Consider the following 18,409-nt stretch of genomic DNA (forward strand, 5'->3'; position numbering starts at 1 on the left):
CTCTCAAATTTACGTACATATTGGAAAAGCCGAATGTGATCCTTGAGATTCATTCGGCTTTTATGTTATATACTGATTGTATAAACTATAGACGATTATTAAAGCACTACATATTAAAAATTCACTGTATAATAAAATTATTAGGATTTATGAAACTTTTCGCATAGTCAGTCGTATATACAGGAGAGAAGCATGTTAGAAGGGAGGGAAAAAGGTGCGGAGACGAAGAGTCCTCAGCTATTTATTAGTTATTTGGATGACATTTTTGTTAGCGTTTCCATTAACGTCGGCTTTTGCAAGTAGTAAGGTCTACCACATACCTATTCATAATGAAGTAGAACGAGGACTTCACGCATTTTTAGAACGAGCTTTTAAAGAGGCGGAAGAAAACTATGCAGAGGCGATTATTTTAGACATTCATACGCCTGGTGGTTTCGTGAATGCGGCAGGTGATATTGCTATGCTTATGGATGCAACGGATATCCGTACGATTGCGTATATTAACAAAGACGCGCATTCTGCAGGTGCCTTTTTAGCCTTACATGCGGATGAAATCTATATGGTGCCAAATGGAACGATCGGGGCGGCTGCAGTTATTGACTCAGCAGGAAATGCAGCAGACTTAAAGGCTCATAGTGCATGGCTTGCTCAAATGGAGGCAGCTGCAGAATCGAAAAAGCGCGATCCAATATATGCACGAGCAATGGCTGATGCATCTGTTGATTTACCAGAATTTCGAGCAGGAAAAGGAAATTTATTAACTTTATCTGCCTCGGAGGCAAAAAAGGTTGGTTATTCTAAAGGGACGGTTTCGAATTTCCAAGATCTCTTAAAAGAAACTCAATTAAAAGGCAGTGATATCGTTCCAGTTGAACCTACTTTTGCTGAAAAACTTGCTCGTTTTATTACGAATCCGATTATCGTTCCAATTTTATTGTCGATTGCAAGCTTGGGACTTGTAGTTGAGCTATATTCGCCAGGTTTTGGTGTACCAGGTATAATGGGATTGTCAGCACTTGGATTATTTTTCTTCGGTCATATGGTGGCGGGCTTGGCAGGTTATGAAGCATTACTTTTATTTATTGTAGGTTTAGCGCTTGTTGTAGCGGAATTTTTTGTCCCCGGAGGTATTGTTGGTATTTTCGGCGGTGTGCTAATATTACTAAGTCTAATACTGGCAGGTGCAAACATGATGCAAATGATTATAGCGATTTTCATTGCGCTTGTTGTAGCGATAATAGGAATGGTGATCCTTATGAAATTTTTCGGTAAAAAATTGCATGTTTTAAACAAGCTAGTCTTGATGGATGCGACAACGACGGAAGAGGGCTATGTATCTAACGTGAATCGCACAGAGCTGCTTGGAAAAGTGGGTACAGCAATTACACCACTTCGTCCGGCAGGTACAATGCTATTTGGTAGTGAACGCATTGATGTAGTATCGGAAGGTGGCTATGTTGATGCTGGGAAACATGTAGAAGTTATTAAAGTAGAGGGCTCACGTATTGTCGTGAGACAAACAGAAAAAGATTTGGAGGAATAGCAAATGGGATTTGATTTAGCTTTAATAGGTCCAATTGTAGGGCTTGTCTTATTATTTATTGTTCTCGCGGTATTCTTTACCTTTGTACCAGTGGCGCTGTGGATTTCTGCACTTGCTGCGGGGGTACGAGTTAGTATTTTCACATTAATCGGTATGCGTTTACGTCGTGTAATTCCATCACGAATTGTGAACCCATTAATTAAAGCACATAAAGCAGGGTTACCTGTGACGATTAATCAACTTGAAAGTCACTATTTAGCAGGTGGTAATGTTGACCGAGTTGTCAATGCATTAATCGCAGCCCATCGTGCGAATATTGAATTATCATTTGAACGCTGTGCAGCCATTGATCTAGCAGGTCGTGATGTATTAGAAGCAGTACAAATGTCTGTTAACCCGAAAGTCATTGAAACACCATTTATTGCAGGTGTTGCCATGAACGGGATTGAAGTAAAAGCGAAGGCACGTATTACTGTGCGTGCAAACATCGAGCGTTTAGTCGGTGGTGCGGGTGAAGAAACAGTTATTGCCCGTGTAGGTGAGGGGATCGTTTCTACTATTGGTAGTGCTGGTAGTCATACGGAAGTTCTTGAACATCCAGATATGATTTCTCAAACTGTATTAGCAAAGGGCTTAGATTCTGGAACAGCATTTGAAATCTTATCGATCGATATTGCAGACGTTGATATCGGCAAAAACATCGGTGCAGAATTACAAATTGAACAAGCGCAGGCAGATAAAAACATTGCCCAAGCGAAGGCTGAAGAGCGTCGAGCAATGGCTGTAGCGAACGAGCAAGAAATGATTGCACGCGTACAAGAGATGAAGGCAAAAGTAGTAGAAGCAGAAGCAGAAGTACCACAGGCAATGGCAGAAGCGCTACGTTCGGGTAATCTTGGTATTATGGATTACATGAACTACCGTAACATTCAAGCAGATACAGCTATGCGAGACTCCATTTCTAAAGTAAGCTCAGATAAATCAGAAACAAATGAACCTAATGAATAAAAAACTGAAAGGAGCGGTACTAATAAATGGAACAATTAATTATATTAGCGATAATTGCCATAGTCAGCTCTATTTTCGGTAAATCAAAAAAGAAAGAACAAAAACCAATGCCACCTTTCAATAAGGATTCACATGTTGAGCCTCCTGTTATAAATAAAGCAGAGATGACTCCAGCGCAACGTCCTACTTCTAAACCTCAGAGCTTTGAGGATTTTGCGCGTGAATTTATAGGTGAATGGAAAAATGAACAGCCTAAAGTTGAAGAGCCGAAAAAAAATGTCGAAGAAACAGTAAATAAAGGAGTACAAAGCTATGTAGCACCACCGTTAATCCCAACTGAGAAAATGAGTCGTACTACGAATAGAGAAAGTATCGGTCGTTTGGCAGCCGGGAAAAAAGTTGTGGGAGTAGCTGAATCACAATCGGCTTTTAAATTACCAAGATCAAAAAAATCATTAATGCAGGCTGTTGTAATGGCAGAAGTTTTAGGTCCTCCAAAAGCAAAAAGAAAATAACTAGCATGTCCTCCTTTTTCGATGCATATATTGCCGAAGAAGGAGGCATTTTTTTATGAGAAAACTATTTCAATTAACGCCACTACTTGAATTATTACAATATGAAACAATAAAAATCATTGGGCCATATCGTTTTCTACATGCTGATGCTTCATCATGCTCTTTTATCTATGCAGATTACCATATTACTGTGCGTGGAAAATCAGTGGAAATTAATGCTCTTAAAGAAGAAATGCTTCATCTTTCTGTAGAGGATTTACAGGAGCTTCATATGAAAATGACAAAGGATATGGGTGTGAGCGATAATGTGGAATAATCGGCCAATTATCATACGTATAAAGCGCCATGAAAATGTTCATCCTTTTATTCAAGCATTGCATGCACAACATGTGCCATTAAAGCGTGTTGTCTTTCGTGAGCAAGAGGTTGCCTTTGAAACGACTATGCACTATCTACCGAAAATCCGCAGTGTACGAAGACGTTACCGACTTAAAATGGCTGTTTATTATGCTGATGAACTTCAAGTTTTTCGAACACAGCTTTGGACTTTGCTTGGTCTAGCGTTGATGATATTAATTCCATTGCTATGTGCACAGATTATTTGGCGTATTGATATTGAAGCGGCAACACCAGAGTTAGAGGAACGTCTGGGAAAGACCTTTGAAGATACATTTCAATTAGAAACACCCATTTCTCAAAAAGACTTACCCTCAGATGCTGTCATTCGTCAGAAGCTACTAGAAGGGCATCGAGATCTTTCATGGGTGCATATTGAAAAGCATGGTGGACGTGTAATTTTACGACCTCAGGAGTCCCCGAAACAAACAAAACAAACGAATGAAAAATTAGCGACACATTTAGTGGCAACAAAAAGTGGTGTTATTACTCACTTTAATATTCAAAATGGTGAACGGAAAATTTCAGTCAACGATACTGCTTATGAAGGTGATGTTCTCGTAAGTGGCGTAATTGAAAGTGGTGAAGATCAAGTCTTTGTTGGGGCAAAGGGAGAGGTATACGCTGATTATTGGCTCGAATGTTCATTTAAAATTCCAAGAAAGTTAACGATGGAAACGCTACAACAGAAGCAGTGGCGTGTATTAGTGAAAGGTATTCATCAAGAAAAAGAAAAAGTTGACTATGTGCAAAAGAGAGATTTACCTAATTGGCTCGATCCATATGTTTCAATTGTTGAGGAGCAGTACACTAAAAAAATGCAAGTAGAGCTTGATGAATCTAAAATAGATTCATTGCTTATACCATTGCTTCATGAAAAGGTACTACGTTCATTACCTGCGAAAACGGTTATAAAAAAAGAAAACCTTTTACAGGTAAAGTGGGGGAATGGTACAGTTGAAGGGAAAGTTCTATTTTTAGTCAATGAAAACATAGCCAGTCCAATACAAGGCCCACAAGGAGAATGATTATGTCAGAACATTTAACTGTATTACAAGTGGATAATCCAAACGAAGCGGTTATGCTACTCGGAATTTCCGATGCAAATATGAAATTAATCGAAGAGGCTCTACACGTCCACATCATTACACGTGGTGAACAAATTCAGCTTGCTGGTGAAGAGGATGCAAAGGAACAAGCGACATTCCTTTTACATGCTCTTTTAAAGGTCATTCGTAAAGGAATTAATATTGATCAGCGTGATGTTGCAACAGCTATTGAAATGACACAAAAAGGAACTATTGAATATTTTGCAGAACTTTATGATGAAGAAATAGCTCGCACGACGAAAGGAAAGCCTATTCGTGCAAAAACAATTGGTCAACGAGAATACATACAAGCAATCCGTCATAAAGACGTTGTTTTTGGTATCGGACCAGCTGGTACTGGGAAAACGTATTTAGCGGTAGTCATGGCAACACAGGCGCTAAAAAACGGGCACGTTAAGCGTATTATTTTAACACGCCCTGCAGTAGAGGCAGGCGAGTCTCTAGGCTTTCTTCCGGGGGATTTGAAGGAAAAGGTAGATCCATATTTACGCCCTCTTTATGACGCTTTAAACGATATATACGGGTCAGAACAAACTCAAAGACTTATTGAACGAGGCACAATCGAAATTGCACCTTTAGCATATATGCGTGGCCGTACATTAGACGATGCCTTTGTCATTTTAGATGAAGCTCAAAATACGTCACATCAACAAATGAAGATGTTTTTAACGCGACTAGGCTTTGGCTCAAAAATGGTCATTACAGGCGACAAAACACAAATTGACCTACCGAAAAATACGGAATCTGGGTTAATTGTAGCAGAACGTACACTAAAGTATGTAAAATCAATACATTTCCAAATTTTAGAACAAGGCGATGTAGTACGCCACCCAATCGTAGCAAAAATCATCAAAGCCTACGAAGAACAGCAACTTTAATATGACCGCATAAGCGGTCATATTAAAGTCTGCACCGAAAGCGTAGTGAAACGTAGCGGCAGGTGCAACGGTTTTTAGAAGTCTGCACCGAAAGCGAAGCGGCAGGTGCAACAAGGTTTGAAAAGTCTGCACCGAGAGTAATGTGCCTGATATAAAATTTAACAAACATGAAAATGGTTGGAAAATGGAAAAATTTGTGACAGCTATACAAATTGTATAGCTGTTTTTTTGCTTTCTTATACATTTTTCGGGAAAAATGTTTTTTGAATTGGTATGATAGTAGATAGATAGAGGAGGTGCCAGATGGAGAATCAATTAAAAAAATTTACAGAACTGATTGGCTTCCGCTACTTTTTAATTGTCGTTCTCATCTTAACAGGAGCCCTACAATTTGCTTTTATGTATGGCAATGTTAAAGGTGTTACATATGATTTTAAACCATTACAACTAGCGCCTGAAACAGTACGATCTACTAAAACGATAGAAGATACTTATAAAACACAACAGGAACGAGAAAAAGCAAGAAATGCGGTTGAACCAGTCTATCAATTTTCTGCGGATGTTGCTAAACAGCGAGCTGCGATTGTAACCTCTTTATTTGATTATGTTCTTGACGTAAAGGCGGATGTTGAGAGTAGCAAAGAACCTGTTCCGATTGCTGACCAAGTGGCGCAGCTCCGCAAAAAGTTTGAATCAATAGATTCAGATCAAATGCCAATTATTTTTACTGATTCACAGCTAGAGGGTTTGTTAGTACAAAGTGAAGCAGATTTAAAAAGAACGAGTACGCAACTATCAAAATCTGTGCAGGAATATTTGCAAAAATCCATTCGATCAGAAAATGTATTTGCGGGTCAAAATGATTTTGAGACAAAAATTCGTGGACAACGAGGCTATCCAGATAAAATATTTAATACGGTAGTTTTAATTGGACGTACGAGTATTATCGAAAATGAGACGATAAACGAAGAACAAACGAAAATTCGAAAGGAACAAGCGAAGGAATCGGTTGAACCAACTCGAATTCTTCAAGGTCAAATCATCGTACAGGAAGGTCAAATTATTGATAATGAGGCGTTTCGTCAATTAGAGCTTCTAGGTATGGTGAGTAATAAGGCATCGATGAAACCGATTGCAGGGCTGATTATTTTAATCCTTCTAGAAATGACGTTCATGTTTGTTTTATTTGAACGTTGGGATACAGATGAGCACAAGAAACGTAATGCCTTGTTGGTTACAGTAATTGTTTATAGTTTATCCATCCTGCTGATGAAATTTATAAGCCTAGTCTCAGGTGGCTTCGATGTTACGGTTGCTTTCCTTTTCCCAACAGCTTTGGCAACAATGCTTGTACGGTTATTAGCGGATGATCGTGCTGCGGTTCTTATTACGGTTATGACAGCGGCATCTGCGGGTGTTATTTTTCAAGAGGGTTATTCATCTGTTATGCAGATGGAAATTACTCTGTATATAATTTTTGGAGGCTTTGCGAGCTTATTCTTTTTGGGGAGTGTAGAAAAGCGTTCACATATTCTACATGCTGTAGGTGTCATAGGGCTAGTAAATATGTCGTTTATCGCATTTTATTTACTGATGACACAATCTTCCTATGGCATGTCAGAGTTAGTGTTTTACTTTACCGCAGCAATGATATCGGCTCTATTATCAGGGGCTCTTACAATGGGTCTTTTACCATTTTTTGAATCAGCCTTTAGTTTATTGTCGTCGTTGCGTTTAATTGAATTATCGAACCCAAACCATCCGTTGCTGAAAAAATTACTAATGGAGGCTCCGGGAACATATCATCATAGTGTAATGGTGGCGAACTTAGCAGAGGCAGCATGTGAGGAAATTGGAGCGGATGGATTACTGGCTCGTGTAGGATGCTATTATCATGATATTGGCAAAACGAAGCGTCCTGCCTTTTTCATCGAGAATCAAATGTCTGGTATTAACCCACATGATTCATTGTCCCCAGAAAAAAGCGCGGAAATTATAATCGCGCATACAACTGACGGGGCTGAAATGCTAAAACGTTATAAGATGCCACAGGAAATTATCGATATTGCCTTACAGCATCACGGATCCAGTCTATTAAAATTCTTCTACTTTAAAGCGAAGGAAGAAGGAAAATGTTTAGATGATACAAAGTACAGATATCCAGGTCCGAAGCCACAAACGAAGGAAGCGGCAGTTATTAGCGTTGCTGATAGCGTTGAGGCAGCGGTTCGATCGATGAAGGAACCGAATGCAGAGAAAATTCAAAAGTTGGTACGAGCAATTATTGATGATCGAGTACAAGACAATCAATTTGATGAATGCGATATTTCAATAAAAGAGTTAAAATGTATAGAGCGAGTACTTTGTGAAACGTTGAATGGAATTTTCCACTCACGAATTGAATATCCAAAGGCAGATAAGTAGGAGGATCTATGATTTTAACAATTGATTTTACAGATGAAACAAATGAAGTGGCTGCTGAGCATATGGAGCTTGTTGAAAAGCTTTTACAGCATGCTGCGAAACAAGAGAATATTGAACCGGAAACAGAAGTGTCAGTGACGTTTGTTACAAATGAAGCGATTCAAGAAATAAACCGAGAATATCGTGACAAGGATCAACCGACAGATGTTATCTCGTTTGCCCTAGAGGAATTAGGTGAGGGAGAAATGGAAGTAACATTTGAAGGGATGCCTCGTGTCTTAGGAGATATTATTATTTCAACGGATCGTACAAAAGAACAAGCAGAGGAATATGGGCATACATTTGAGCGAGAATTAGGCTTTTTAGCGGTTCACGGTTTCTTACATCTACTTGGCTATGATCATATGGAGCCAGAAGATGAAAAGGTGATGTTCGGTAAGCAGGATGAGATTTTACAATCTTTCGGCTTAGGACGAGAATAAATGAATGTTCGCAAATTCGTACGCTCTTTTGGGTATGCCTTTAAAGGTATCATTACAGCCTGTACTGAGCAAAATTTCAAGTCCCATTTGCTAAGTACAGGAATAGTATTGATTGCTGGCTATTTTACGGATTTATCACATATAGAATGGTATATTGTGTTGCTATTAATAGCACTAATGTTAGTACTTGAAATGATTAATACTGCAATTGAACGAGTAGTGGATTTAGCTTCACCTAACATCCATCCACTTGCTAAGCAGGCTAAAGATCTTGCAGCAGGCGCAGTACTTGTATTTGCGATATTCAGTGCTATAATCGGATTACTCATATTTATACCGAAATGGTTTTGATATAATTAAAATTATTCGGTCATGAAATAATAGCAGTTGTGCTGGAGAAAGCAACATCGGCAATTATCCGAGGCGAAATTGATGATGTAGAGGAGAACATTGATGACAATTGATATGCATGCATTACTAGAGGAATCAAAAAAAGCGCGTGAAAAGGCTTATGTACCTTATTCAAAATTTAAAGTTGGCGCAGCGATTTTAACGAAAAATGGAGAGGTTATTCATGGCTGCAATATTGAAAATGCTGGCTATAGTATGACCAATTGTGCTGAACGTACAGCCTTTTTCAAAGCCGTGTCAGAAGGTATTTATGATTTTGAGGCGATCGCTATTGTAGCTGATACGGATGGACCATGTGCGCCATGCGGAGCTTGTCGTCAAGTGATGATGGAATTTTGCAAACCATCTATGCCTGTATATTTAACAAACTTAAAAGGTGATGTCACGGTAACGTCTGTAGGCGAATTACTACCGTTTGCATTTACAACGGAGGATTTAGAGAATGCTGGAAAATAACAATGGCTATAAGTCAGGTTTTATCTCCATAATCGGGCGACCAAATGTAGGGAAATCAACATTTTTAAACCGTGTCATTGGTCAAAAAATTGCGATTATGAGTGATAAACCACAAACAACACGAAATAAAGTACAAGGTGTACTAACAACAAATGATAGCCAAATGATTTTTATTGATACACCAGGAATCCACAAGCCGAAACATAAGCTAGGGGATTTTATGCTTAAGGTTTCTAAAAATACATTGCGTGAAGTGGATGTTATTATGTTCATGGTAAATGCAGAGCAGAAACTTGGAAAGGGTGACGAATTCATCCTTGAAATGCTGGCAGGTAATCCAACGCCTGTCTTCCTAGTGATTAATAAAATCGATCAAATTCATCCTGATGAATTAATAGGAATTATTGAAAGCTACAAAGAGCGTTATGACTTTGCGGAAATAGTTCCGATTTCAGCATTGCAAGGGAATAATGTAGAAAATTTATTAACAACATTAACGAAATATTTACCAGAGGGTCCACAATATTATCCAGCTGATCAAGTAACAGATCATCCTGAGCGTTTTATTATTTCAGAGTTAATTCGTGAAAAAGTGTTACATTTAACACGTGAAGAAATACCTCATTCCATTGCTGTTGTTATTGATAAAATTCGCCGTGATGAAGAAAATGAAGGTAAAATTCGTGTAGCAGCAACGATTATCGTGGAAAGAGATTCTCAAAAAGGGATTGTCATTGGTAAACGTGGAGCGCTATTGAAAGAAGTAGGGATACGTGCAAGAAAAGATATTGAAATGCTTCTTGGTTCAAAAGTGTATTTAGAGCTTTGGGTAAAGGTACAAAAGGATTGGCGAAATAAATCAACACATTTACGTGACTTCGGTTTCCGTGATGATGAATATTAATAGGATATACTGACGAAGCAACTTTACAACATCCTATTTGTCGCTGTAGTTTTAAATGGAGCTGTCCAATAATTTATTGGAGAGCTCTATTTTCACTTCTTTCAGCAGATGTTTTTTGTACCGAAAGCGTAGCGGACAGGTACAGGTGTTTTTTGTAGCGAAAGCAAAGCGTCAGCTACAGGTGTTTGGACACCCGCTGAAATAGAGGAACTCAGTCTAAGATCGCCACGTCCTGTGGCAATTTATCTGTGCGAAAGCGAAGCGACAGCAACACGGTTTTATCTGTGCGAAAGCGAAGCGACAGCAACAACACACGACTGAGTGACCAACATCATGCTGGCCCAAAGCCTCCGGCGGATGTCACGCAATTATGCCGAGCCATAATTGATTGCGAAGCTTGTAGAAAGGAGGGGGACCGATGCTTCATAAATGGGAAGGAATTGTCCTAAAGGTACGTGCCTACGGAGAATCAAATAAAATTGTAACATTACTAACGAGAGAAGCAGGAAAGGTTGCCACGATGGCTCGAGGAGCGAAGAAGCCTTCCAGTAGATTAGCATCTGTTACACAGCCATTTACGTATGGCATGTTTATGGTACAGCATCATACTGGTATAGGGACATTGCAACAAGGTGAGCACCTCAATTCTATGCGTCATATTCGCGAGGATATAATGGCAACGGCCTATGCAAGTTATGTAATGGAACTTGTCGAGCGTGTAGTAGAAGAGGGGAAACCTGAGCCACTTGCATTTGATGTGCTCCTTCAAGCATTACAAGCAATTGAGGAAGGTTATGACCCGGAGGCCATTACATTGTTCGTAGAATGGAAAATGCTACCCTATACAGGCGTGCAACCTATATTACATGCTTGTGCTGCTTGTGGTGCAGTAGATGGTGAATTTGCGTTTTCTTTTGTTCAGGGAGGTTTTTTGTGTCATCGTTGTTATCAGCATGATCCTTATATCATTCGATTAACACCGACCCAGCTTAAGCTTATCCGAATGTTCTATACAGTTCCGATTGACCAGATTGGGAAATTAGAATTGAAAAAGGAAACAAAATATTTTATAAAAAAAATAATTACTACAATTTATGAGGAACAAACAGGAATTCGTTTTAAGACTAAAAAATTTATCGAACAGCTTGAGAGAACGCCTGAATTTCAGTTAAGAACAAGTGCTGATCAAGAAAAAACGCCAGAAGATCATTGACATTGATCTTCTGGCATTTTTACTTATTTAATATTCTTCGGGATCATCCATAAAATCGTAACGAGCAACCCATTTATTAGCGATTTTTAGAAATTCAATATACAGGTAAGCAGTTTCACCATTTTTACCTGTAATATGTAAAATTGCGGGACCTTCTGTTAATGGTGTAACATTTACTTTCTTTTCTTTTATTGAAGCTCTCACAGCTGCTGGTTCAGAATTAAATTTTTCCAAGGCAACTTGTGTTGGCTCGAACGATAGATCACTACTCGAAAACGTTAACTCATCTGTAACTTGATACAAATCAATACTACGCACGAAATCATACGTATCAACATCAGCAGCCATCGTTTGTTGTTGAGTACCATTAGTGAAAGTCAGAATATATTGCCCATTTTTAAAGATAGAAAGTGTAGCTGAATTATTCGTTGATTTAAAACTATATAAATTAGGAGATAGGGCTTGACCATCCGCAGTTTGAATACTTACTTCTTTAGGGACAAATTTTAAATCGCTTTCCATTAAGTTGAGCGGTAAGTCTTCTACATAATCCTCTTCTTTCACTTTTTCAAGTGTTGTTTGTAGCTTTCCATTTACGTTTTTCACATGTACTAAGTAAAAGAAATCCATAAATTCTTCGGAATCTTCCTTAAAGCCCGTAATAACTAATTTCCCTGTACCTTCTTTTAGCGGTTTAATTGTAATGGACTCTGTCATATAATCTTCTTCATCTTCACCCCATGTAAAGATATCCTCTGAAGGGTTAATGCCGCCATAAGAAGCAAAGATATAGTCTTGCTTAAATTGACTAGCCAAAACTGTAGTGTTGCCTTGAGCTTTTTCAGCACGAACAACAAAAAGTGCTAACTGGGAGCGTTTTACATTGTTTTGTGGTCCAAAGGTAGTAGGGGTTGTACCTTTTGTGATGCTATTGGCAAATAGCGTTTTTATATATGGTTCGTATTCACTGCCTTCATTGACATCATCGAAAGGAATGTAAATGCCGTTTGTAATTGGTAATTTAAAGCCTTTCACAATCATTTTTGACATTTGTCCACGTGTAATATTTTTAGTTGGGTAGAAATAGCCATTGGATCCGCTAATAATACCTGCATTTGCTAAAGCAGCAATCGCACCATAATTTGCATCGCCAGGTTTTATATCCTTAAAATTAGGATTTTTTACATGGACCGTATCTAGCTTTAAAATACCAGCTAATATTTTCGCGGCTTGTGTACGAGTAATTGAATTCGCGGGTTTAAATGTGCCATCTGGGTAGCCTGATATAATGCCACGTTGGGCTAAGTTAATAACAGCTTGGCCTTCCTCAGTTGACGCATTTATGTCGGGGAACACCGATGCAGCATTTGCTTGTGGGGCAATTACAATCGCACTTGTTGCTAGTGCTGATGCCATTGCGATGTGATAAAAACGATTGGTCTTCAAATAAATTCCTCCAAAGTACATAAAAAAATTTTATAGCTAGGACCAACCTATTACCATTGGGCTGAATGTAATAGGTTGGAACCTCTATGAATTGTTAAATTATTGTTATTTAACATTTAAGATTAACTATAATACTTTATTTATATCAAAACGATCAAGCTGAGAATAGAGGGAATTTTATACTGCTAAAAATTAACATGGAAAAATGGCTTGTTCATCAACATGGAGTAGATATTATTTACGTTCCAACTAGGGTGCTTTCGTGGTCGAACGATAATCTGTTTAGGGACAGGGGGCTTATCTCTGACCCAATATAGCAATCAATAAAATACGTATTAACAAATGTCATCTCCAACTTTTGGCGGTGAGACAAAAGTTGGGTAAAATACATAAAAATGATCAATTGCTATTGTTTTCCCAATGTAAAAATGAGTAGTTATTTTTCTGAAATGGTAATGCTTGTATATTAGTATTGAATTTTTGCTAATAGTATTAGGACAAATTGATTAATCTTTTATAATTTACAGAAATATTGTTTATGAGATAAATTTAACAATAAATTATAAATATACGCTTTTAAGTTCTTTTTATAGGACCTTATATCTTTTTAATTTCAAATTAATAGCTGTTGTTAAAGGAATGCATTAGATATAAATCACTAATTCTGGAATAGTTTTTAACATAAACATAGTAGTAACTGTTCATTCAAGTACCATAAACTAGTTGAAAAGGCATTTTAATCTATGATATTGTAAATGATATAGATGATGATATTAAACTTCTTTCAGCGGGACTCCGCTGAAAGAAGTTTAAGCCTCCGGCGGATGTCACGGAATCGGAAAGGATTTAATAAAGGATGTTAGCCTAAAATCATCACATTCATGCGATAATGGCTAACTGACCTGCATCGTGTTGTTGCTGACGCTACGCTTTCGCACAGACAAAACCTTTTGCTGTCGCTACGTTAGCACTGCGCTTTCGCACAAAAAACATCTGCAGGCCTAAGCACAAAGCCGAGTCCGGACGCAATTATGCCGAGGCATAATTGATACTATTCTTGTATTACTTATACGTTTCGTACCCATTGAAACTAGGCCAATTTATATAAACCTGACATGCATATAAAATGTAAAACAAGCCTCTATCAGCAAAAGCGTTTTAACTTCTTTTAGCAATTATTTTCTGTAGCGAAAGCAAAGCGTCAGCTACAAATGTTTTTGTAACGTAAGTGAAACGTCAGTTACATATGTGAAAGAAGTTAAAGCCGATTCGGGACGCAATTATGCCGAGGCATAATTGATGAACAACGCAGTCTTATCGAAGAAGGAGGGAGTCACATAATGCTTGAACATTGCGTATGTGGCAGAAAATATGCTAAGAAAAGTGACGTTAAGTATTGATGAAGTTGAAGCAAATGATATTTTAGCTGAAGATATTTTTTCTGATTATCGTTTACTAGCTAAAAAAGATCTAGTTTTAACGGAACGAATTATTGCCTTACTTAAACTTAGAAAAGTAGACGAATTATCTGTTTATTTACCAACTGATTCAGTCCGAATTGTGCATGATCTAAGTGTTCAGCGTACAAGGGATTTCGAGGATGTATTTGCACCACTAATGGATAAAAATGATGAGGTAGATGAATATAAAGATACAGTAAGTAACCTTTTTATGACTACATTAGAGAATGTTGTGCATGAATTACGCTATGGTCAAATTTTAAAAAGCATCCAAGATACTGCTTATGTACGAGGTGTTTTTGAAAAAATTTTAGAAAAAAAACATCGCTATGAATTACTCATGCGATTAAAAGAATGGGATGAGTATTCTTTTGTTCATTCATTTGATGTTTTCGTTTTAGGTACAATTTTTGCACGTTATTTAGGTTTAACGGATATTGAAACGCTAGCAAGAGGCTATTTGTTCCACGATATTGGGAAGGTATTTATTCCACAAGAAATTTTAAATTTGAAACGGAAATTATCGGAAGATGAGTTTGACATTGTCAAAACTCACACGACTAAAGGTTATGAATTGCTCATAGAAAATGGGGAAGACGATATTGCCTATTTTGCACGTGATCATCATGAGCGCTTTGCTGGTCAAGGTTATCCGAATCAGCTTTGTGAGGATGAAATGTGTGAAGGAGTTCAATTACTGCAAATTATTGATGTTTATTCAGCAATGACATCAAAGCGAGTATATCATTCGGGATATGCTGCAACAGATGCATTAGCTGTTTTATATCGTGATCGACATTTATATAACGAGAAATTTATGCACAAATTTGTAGAGTGCTTAGGGATTTATCCTGTCAACTCAGTCGTTCAATTATCTGATAATCGAAGTGCGCAAGTAGAACTGGTCTATGATTTATTCCCAACGTTACCTAAAGTTAAGCTGTTGGATGAACAAAAGTCTATGATTTTACCTTTGAATTATAGTGTGAAAATTTCGAAAATGATTGATTATCGTGCTAACAGCTTTGAAGAAATTTTTAACTTATTTATAGAACAATTAATTCGCTGTGATGAAAACAGCTTAAGAGTCTACTTTAATAAATTAATAGATCATTTACATCCTAAAGAAATTGTTTTAAAAATATTTTTACCTGCCTTTCGAATTCTACGTTTATTAACGAGAGAAATTCAAACGGATATGACAAAATATAGGAACTCTATTAATATTCTAAAGAAATTATTAGAAGAGCAATTAAATGTATTGTATATGGATTATCAACATGAACAAACGACTATATTAGTTGTGGAAACGTCACTTCGTGAAAATTTCTTCATAAAACTTGTGCAAAGTATTTTGTATATTGACAAAATTGTGCCGTTTTTTATTAATCCAGATGATGACCAGCGCATTACTCAATTAATGGAACATTGTAATGTAAATATAGCTTACTTTATTGAGGATGAATTAACCGTCGATAAGAGAGTTCGCCCAATGCGAGAAGGAACGTTCCTTTTCTATTCGCTTGTAGATATAGAGGAATTACTTATTAGCTTAGTAGGCATGAATATGAAAAGGTTTTCATTTGAGGAGAAGATGCAAGAGCGCTTGTTTTCATTATTAAAGACATAACAAGAGGGAGTCGCATTTTAAGCGACTCCCTCTTTACATACTGATGAATTTTAGAATTGAAGATGTTTTTCGATGTATGCTTTAACATCTGTAATTGGCATACGAACTTGAGACATTGAATCGCGATGACGCACTGTTACTTGACCATCCTCTTTTGAGTCAAAATCGTATGTGATACAGAATGGTGTACCAATTTCATCTTGACGACGGTAACGTTTACCGATTGATTGTGACTCGTCAAAGTCAACTGGGAATGCTTTGCGAAGCTCTGCCCAAACATCAGTAGCCTCATCCGAAAGCTTTTTAGAAAGTGGTAGGACCGCAGCTTTAAATGGCGCTAGAGCAGGGTGGAAGCGTAAAACTGTACGCTTATCATCGCCTTCAAGCTCTTCCTCGTCATAAGCATCGCAAAGGAATGCTAATGTTACACGGTCTGCACCTAAAGAAGGCTCGATACAATATGGAACATAACGTTCGTTTGATACTGGATCGATGTAAGTGAAATCTTCACCAGAATGCTCCATATGTTGTTTTAAATCGAAATCTGTGCGATCCGCTACGCCCCATAGCTCGCCCCAACCGAATGGGAATTTAAATTCGATATCAGTTGTAGCATTTGAGTAGTGAGACAATTCGTCGTCTTCATGATCACGAAGACGCATAGACTCTTCTTTCATGCCTAAATTTAATAACCAATTTTTACAAAATTCTTTCCAGTATGCATGCCATTCAAGGTCCTCGCCTGGCTTACAGAAAAATTCCAGTTCCATTTGTTCAAATTCACGTGTACGGAAAGTGAAGTTACCTGGAGTAATTTCGTTACGGAATGATTTACCGATTTGTGCAATACCGAATGGTGTACGTTTACGCATAGAACGTTGTACGTTTTTAAAGTTTACGAAAATACCTTGTGCTGTTTCTGGGCGTAAATAAATTTCATTAGTAGAAGATTCTGTTACACCTTGGAATGTTTTAAACATTAAATTAAATTGACGAATATCTGTAAAATCAGATTTACCACAATCTGGGCACACTACGTCATACTTAATCATCGTTTCTTTCATTTGATCAAATGTCATACCATCGACAATGATTTCATCGCCTTTTGCTAGCGCAGCGTCCTCGATGATTTTATCAGCACGATGGCGCGCTTTACATGCCTTACAATCAATCATTGGGTCATTAAAGTTACCAACGTGACCAGAAGCAACCCAAGCTTTTGGGTTCATTAAAATTGCAGCATCTATCCCAACATTATGCTCTGATTCTTGGACAAATTTTTGCCACCATGCTTTTTTAACATTGTTTTTTAATTCAACACCTAGTGGACCGTAATCCCAAGTGTTTGCTAAGCCTCCATAGATTTCAGATCCAGGGAAGACAAAGCCGCGATGCTTCGCTAATGATACAATTGTTTCCATTGATTTGTTAGCCATAAAAATAGCCTCCTTCATAGTTTTCACAGAGTGAACATTGATTTTGTTTTAGCGAATTTATACAAATGATAAAATTCACTAGAGATATTTTTTAATTTAGTAAGGACTAAATTAAAAATAGCACCCGTCTCCGGGCACAATGAATGCCCAGGGACGAGTGCTATAACCCGCGGTTCCACCCTGATTGTTTTAAACGTGTTGTTTAAAACCTCTTTTCAAAAAGTTAGCTCAAGGAGTGCCTTTTCTCTGTTGTTATGTAGACTTTCACCATCTTCTACTCGCTTTAATATTGGAACAGATACTTTTTTCCCATCATCGCCTGTATAACGCAAATCGCTCGAAAATACATCTAGAGCAAGCGTATGTGTCAATATTGTAGCATGTAGTTCTTTTCTTCGCAATAATTATTAAAATAGTATATAATAATTGAGCATAAGTATAACACTATTAGATTTGAGGCGGTGAGTCCAATCGAACTCAATAAACGTCAGGAAGAGATTTTACAAATTGTGAAAGAAAACGGCCCAATTACAGGCGAACATATTGCAGAACGTCTTAATCTGACAAGGGCAACTTTAAGACCAGATTTAGCAATCCTCACAATGGCGGGCTTTTTAGATGCTAGACCTCGTGTTGGCTATTTCTATTCAGGTAAAAAAGCATCCGTTACATTGATGGATAGTATTAACAATTTAAAGGTGAAAGATTTTCATTCAGGACCAGTTGTTGTACCGGAAACAATGACTGTTTATGATGCGATTTGCTTCATGTTTTCAGAGGATGTTGGAACACTCTTTGTCGTAGATAAGAATGAATTTTTGACAGGGGTACTTTCTCGTAAGGATTTACTACGTACAAGTATTGGTACGCAGGATTTAAACAAAATTCCTGTACATATAATTATGACACGTATGCCAAATATTTCGTACTGTGAGAGATCAGATTCTTTAGTTGTCGCTGCGAATAAACTAATTGAACGAGAAGTTGATTCGCTACCAGTAGTAGAGCCACAAGAAGGTGGATTAAAAATCGTTGGTCGTCTTACAAAAACGACGATTACACGAGCTTTCTTATCACTAGCACAGAATGTCTAAATAT

16 protein-coding genes are annotated in these 18,409 nt (G+C 37.7%); 14 read left to right on the forward strand and 2 right to left on the reverse strand.

Going from position 1 to position 18,409, the window contains the following annotated elements:
* The first annotated feature begins 214 nt into the window (after positions 1 to 214).
* From ABH968_RS02120 to recO, 12 genes are all read left to right on the forward strand, one after another.
* Positions 215 to 1,543, forward strand: a complete 1,329-nt coding sequence (locus ABH968_RS02120) for an NfeD family protein (RefSeq protein WP_370042109.1) — start codon at positions 215 to 217, stop codon at positions 1,541 to 1,543.
* 3 nt (positions 1,544 to 1,546) lie between these two features.
* Entirely contained in the window at positions 1,547 to 2,551 is a 1,005-nt protein-coding gene (gene floA, locus ABH968_RS02125) for a flotillin-like protein FloA (protein WP_370042111.1), read from the forward strand.
* A gap of 26 nt (positions 2,552 to 2,577) precedes the next feature.
* The gene (locus tag ABH968_RS02130; RefSeq protein WP_370042113.1) at positions 2,578 to 3,066 is read left to right on the forward strand and encodes a hypothetical protein; all 489 of its coding nucleotides are present in this window, start codon (positions 2,578 to 2,580) and stop codon (positions 3,064 to 3,066) included.
* 55 nt (positions 3,067 to 3,121) lie between these two features.
* Complete coding sequence (locus tag ABH968_RS02135) at positions 3,122 to 3,382, forward strand: hypothetical protein (RefSeq protein ID WP_370042115.1); 261 nt, start codon at positions 3,122 to 3,124, stop codon at positions 3,380 to 3,382.
* Positions 3,372 to 4,490: a sporulation protein YqfD gene (locus ABH968_RS02140; protein WP_370042117.1), complete on the forward strand. Its 1,119-nt coding sequence runs from the start codon at positions 3,372 to 3,374 to the stop codon at positions 4,488 to 4,490. The genes ABH968_RS02135 and ABH968_RS02140 overlap by 11 nt, the downstream gene beginning before the upstream one ends.
* 2 nt (positions 4,491 to 4,492) lie before the next feature.
* Positions 4,493 to 5,449, forward strand: coding sequence for a PhoH family protein (locus tag ABH968_RS02145; RefSeq protein ID WP_053484657.1), 957 nt, complete (start codon positions 4,493 to 4,495; stop codon positions 5,447 to 5,449).
* A 303-nt stretch (positions 5,450 to 5,752) separates the two neighbouring features.
* Positions 5,753 to 7,873 (forward strand): HD family phosphohydrolase, encoded by a 2,121-nt coding sequence (locus tag ABH968_RS02150; protein WP_370042119.1) that lies wholly within the window; start codon positions 5,753 to 5,755, stop codon positions 7,871 to 7,873.
* Between the two features lie 8 nt (positions 7,874 to 7,881).
* Positions 7,882 to 8,355, forward strand: coding sequence for an rRNA maturation RNase YbeY (gene ybeY, locus ABH968_RS02155; RefSeq protein WP_370042121.1), 474 nt, complete (start codon positions 7,882 to 7,884; stop codon positions 8,353 to 8,355).
* On the forward strand, positions 8,356 to 8,706 hold the full coding sequence (locus tag ABH968_RS02160) for a diacylglycerol kinase family protein (protein WP_370042123.1): 351 nt from the start codon (positions 8,356 to 8,358) through the stop codon (positions 8,704 to 8,706).
* 102 nt (positions 8,707 to 8,808) lie between these two features.
* The gene (locus ABH968_RS02165) at positions 8,809 to 9,222 is read left to right on the forward strand and encodes a cytidine deaminase (protein ID WP_142509859.1); all 414 of its coding nucleotides are present in this window, start codon (positions 8,809 to 8,811) and stop codon (positions 9,220 to 9,222) included.
* Complete coding sequence (gene era / locus ABH968_RS02170; protein WP_370042126.1) at positions 9,209 to 10,126, forward strand: GTPase Era; 918 nt, start codon at positions 9,209 to 9,211, stop codon at positions 10,124 to 10,126. Before ABH968_RS02165 ends, era begins: the two co-directional genes overlap by 14 nt.
* Before the next feature lie 418 nt (positions 10,127 to 10,544).
* Complete coding sequence (gene recO / locus ABH968_RS02175; protein ID WP_370042128.1) at positions 10,545 to 11,339, forward strand: DNA repair protein RecO; 795 nt, start codon at positions 10,545 to 10,547, stop codon at positions 11,337 to 11,339.
* Positions 11,340 to 11,366: 27 nt separating this feature from the next.
* Here recO and ABH968_RS02180 read toward each other — a convergent pair whose 3' ends face one another.
* On the reverse strand, positions 11,367 to 12,785 hold the full coding sequence (locus tag ABH968_RS02180; RefSeq protein WP_370042129.1) for an S-layer homology domain-containing protein: 1,419 nt from the start codon (positions 12,783 to 12,785) through the stop codon (positions 11,367 to 11,369).
* A gap of 1,344 nt (positions 12,786 to 14,129) precedes the next feature.
* Here ABH968_RS02180 and ABH968_RS02185 point away from each other — a divergent pair.
* Entirely contained in the window at positions 14,130 to 15,875 is a 1,746-nt protein-coding gene (locus ABH968_RS02185; protein WP_370042130.1) for an HD-GYP domain-containing protein, read from the forward strand.
* Between the two features lie 50 nt (positions 15,876 to 15,925).
* On the opposite strand, the gene ABH968_RS02190 is transcribed toward ABH968_RS02185, so the two are convergent.
* Positions 15,926 to 17,311, reverse strand: a complete 1,386-nt coding sequence (locus ABH968_RS02190; protein ID WP_370042131.1) for a glycine--tRNA ligase — start codon at positions 17,309 to 17,311, stop codon at positions 15,926 to 15,928.
* A gap of 461 nt (positions 17,312 to 17,772) precedes the next feature.
* Between ABH968_RS02190 and ccpN the strand changes: the two genes are divergently transcribed.
* On the forward strand, positions 17,773 to 18,405 hold the full coding sequence (gene ccpN / locus ABH968_RS02195; protein WP_370042133.1) for a transcriptional regulator CcpN: 633 nt from the start codon (positions 17,773 to 17,775) through the stop codon (positions 18,403 to 18,405).
* The last annotated feature ends 4 nt before the right edge of the window (positions 18,406 to 18,409 follow it).

It is taken from the genome of Lysinibacillus sp. RC79, assembly GCF_041262405.1.
Taxonomy (GTDB): Bacteria; Bacillota; Bacilli; order Bacillales_A; family Planococcaceae; genus Lysinibacillus.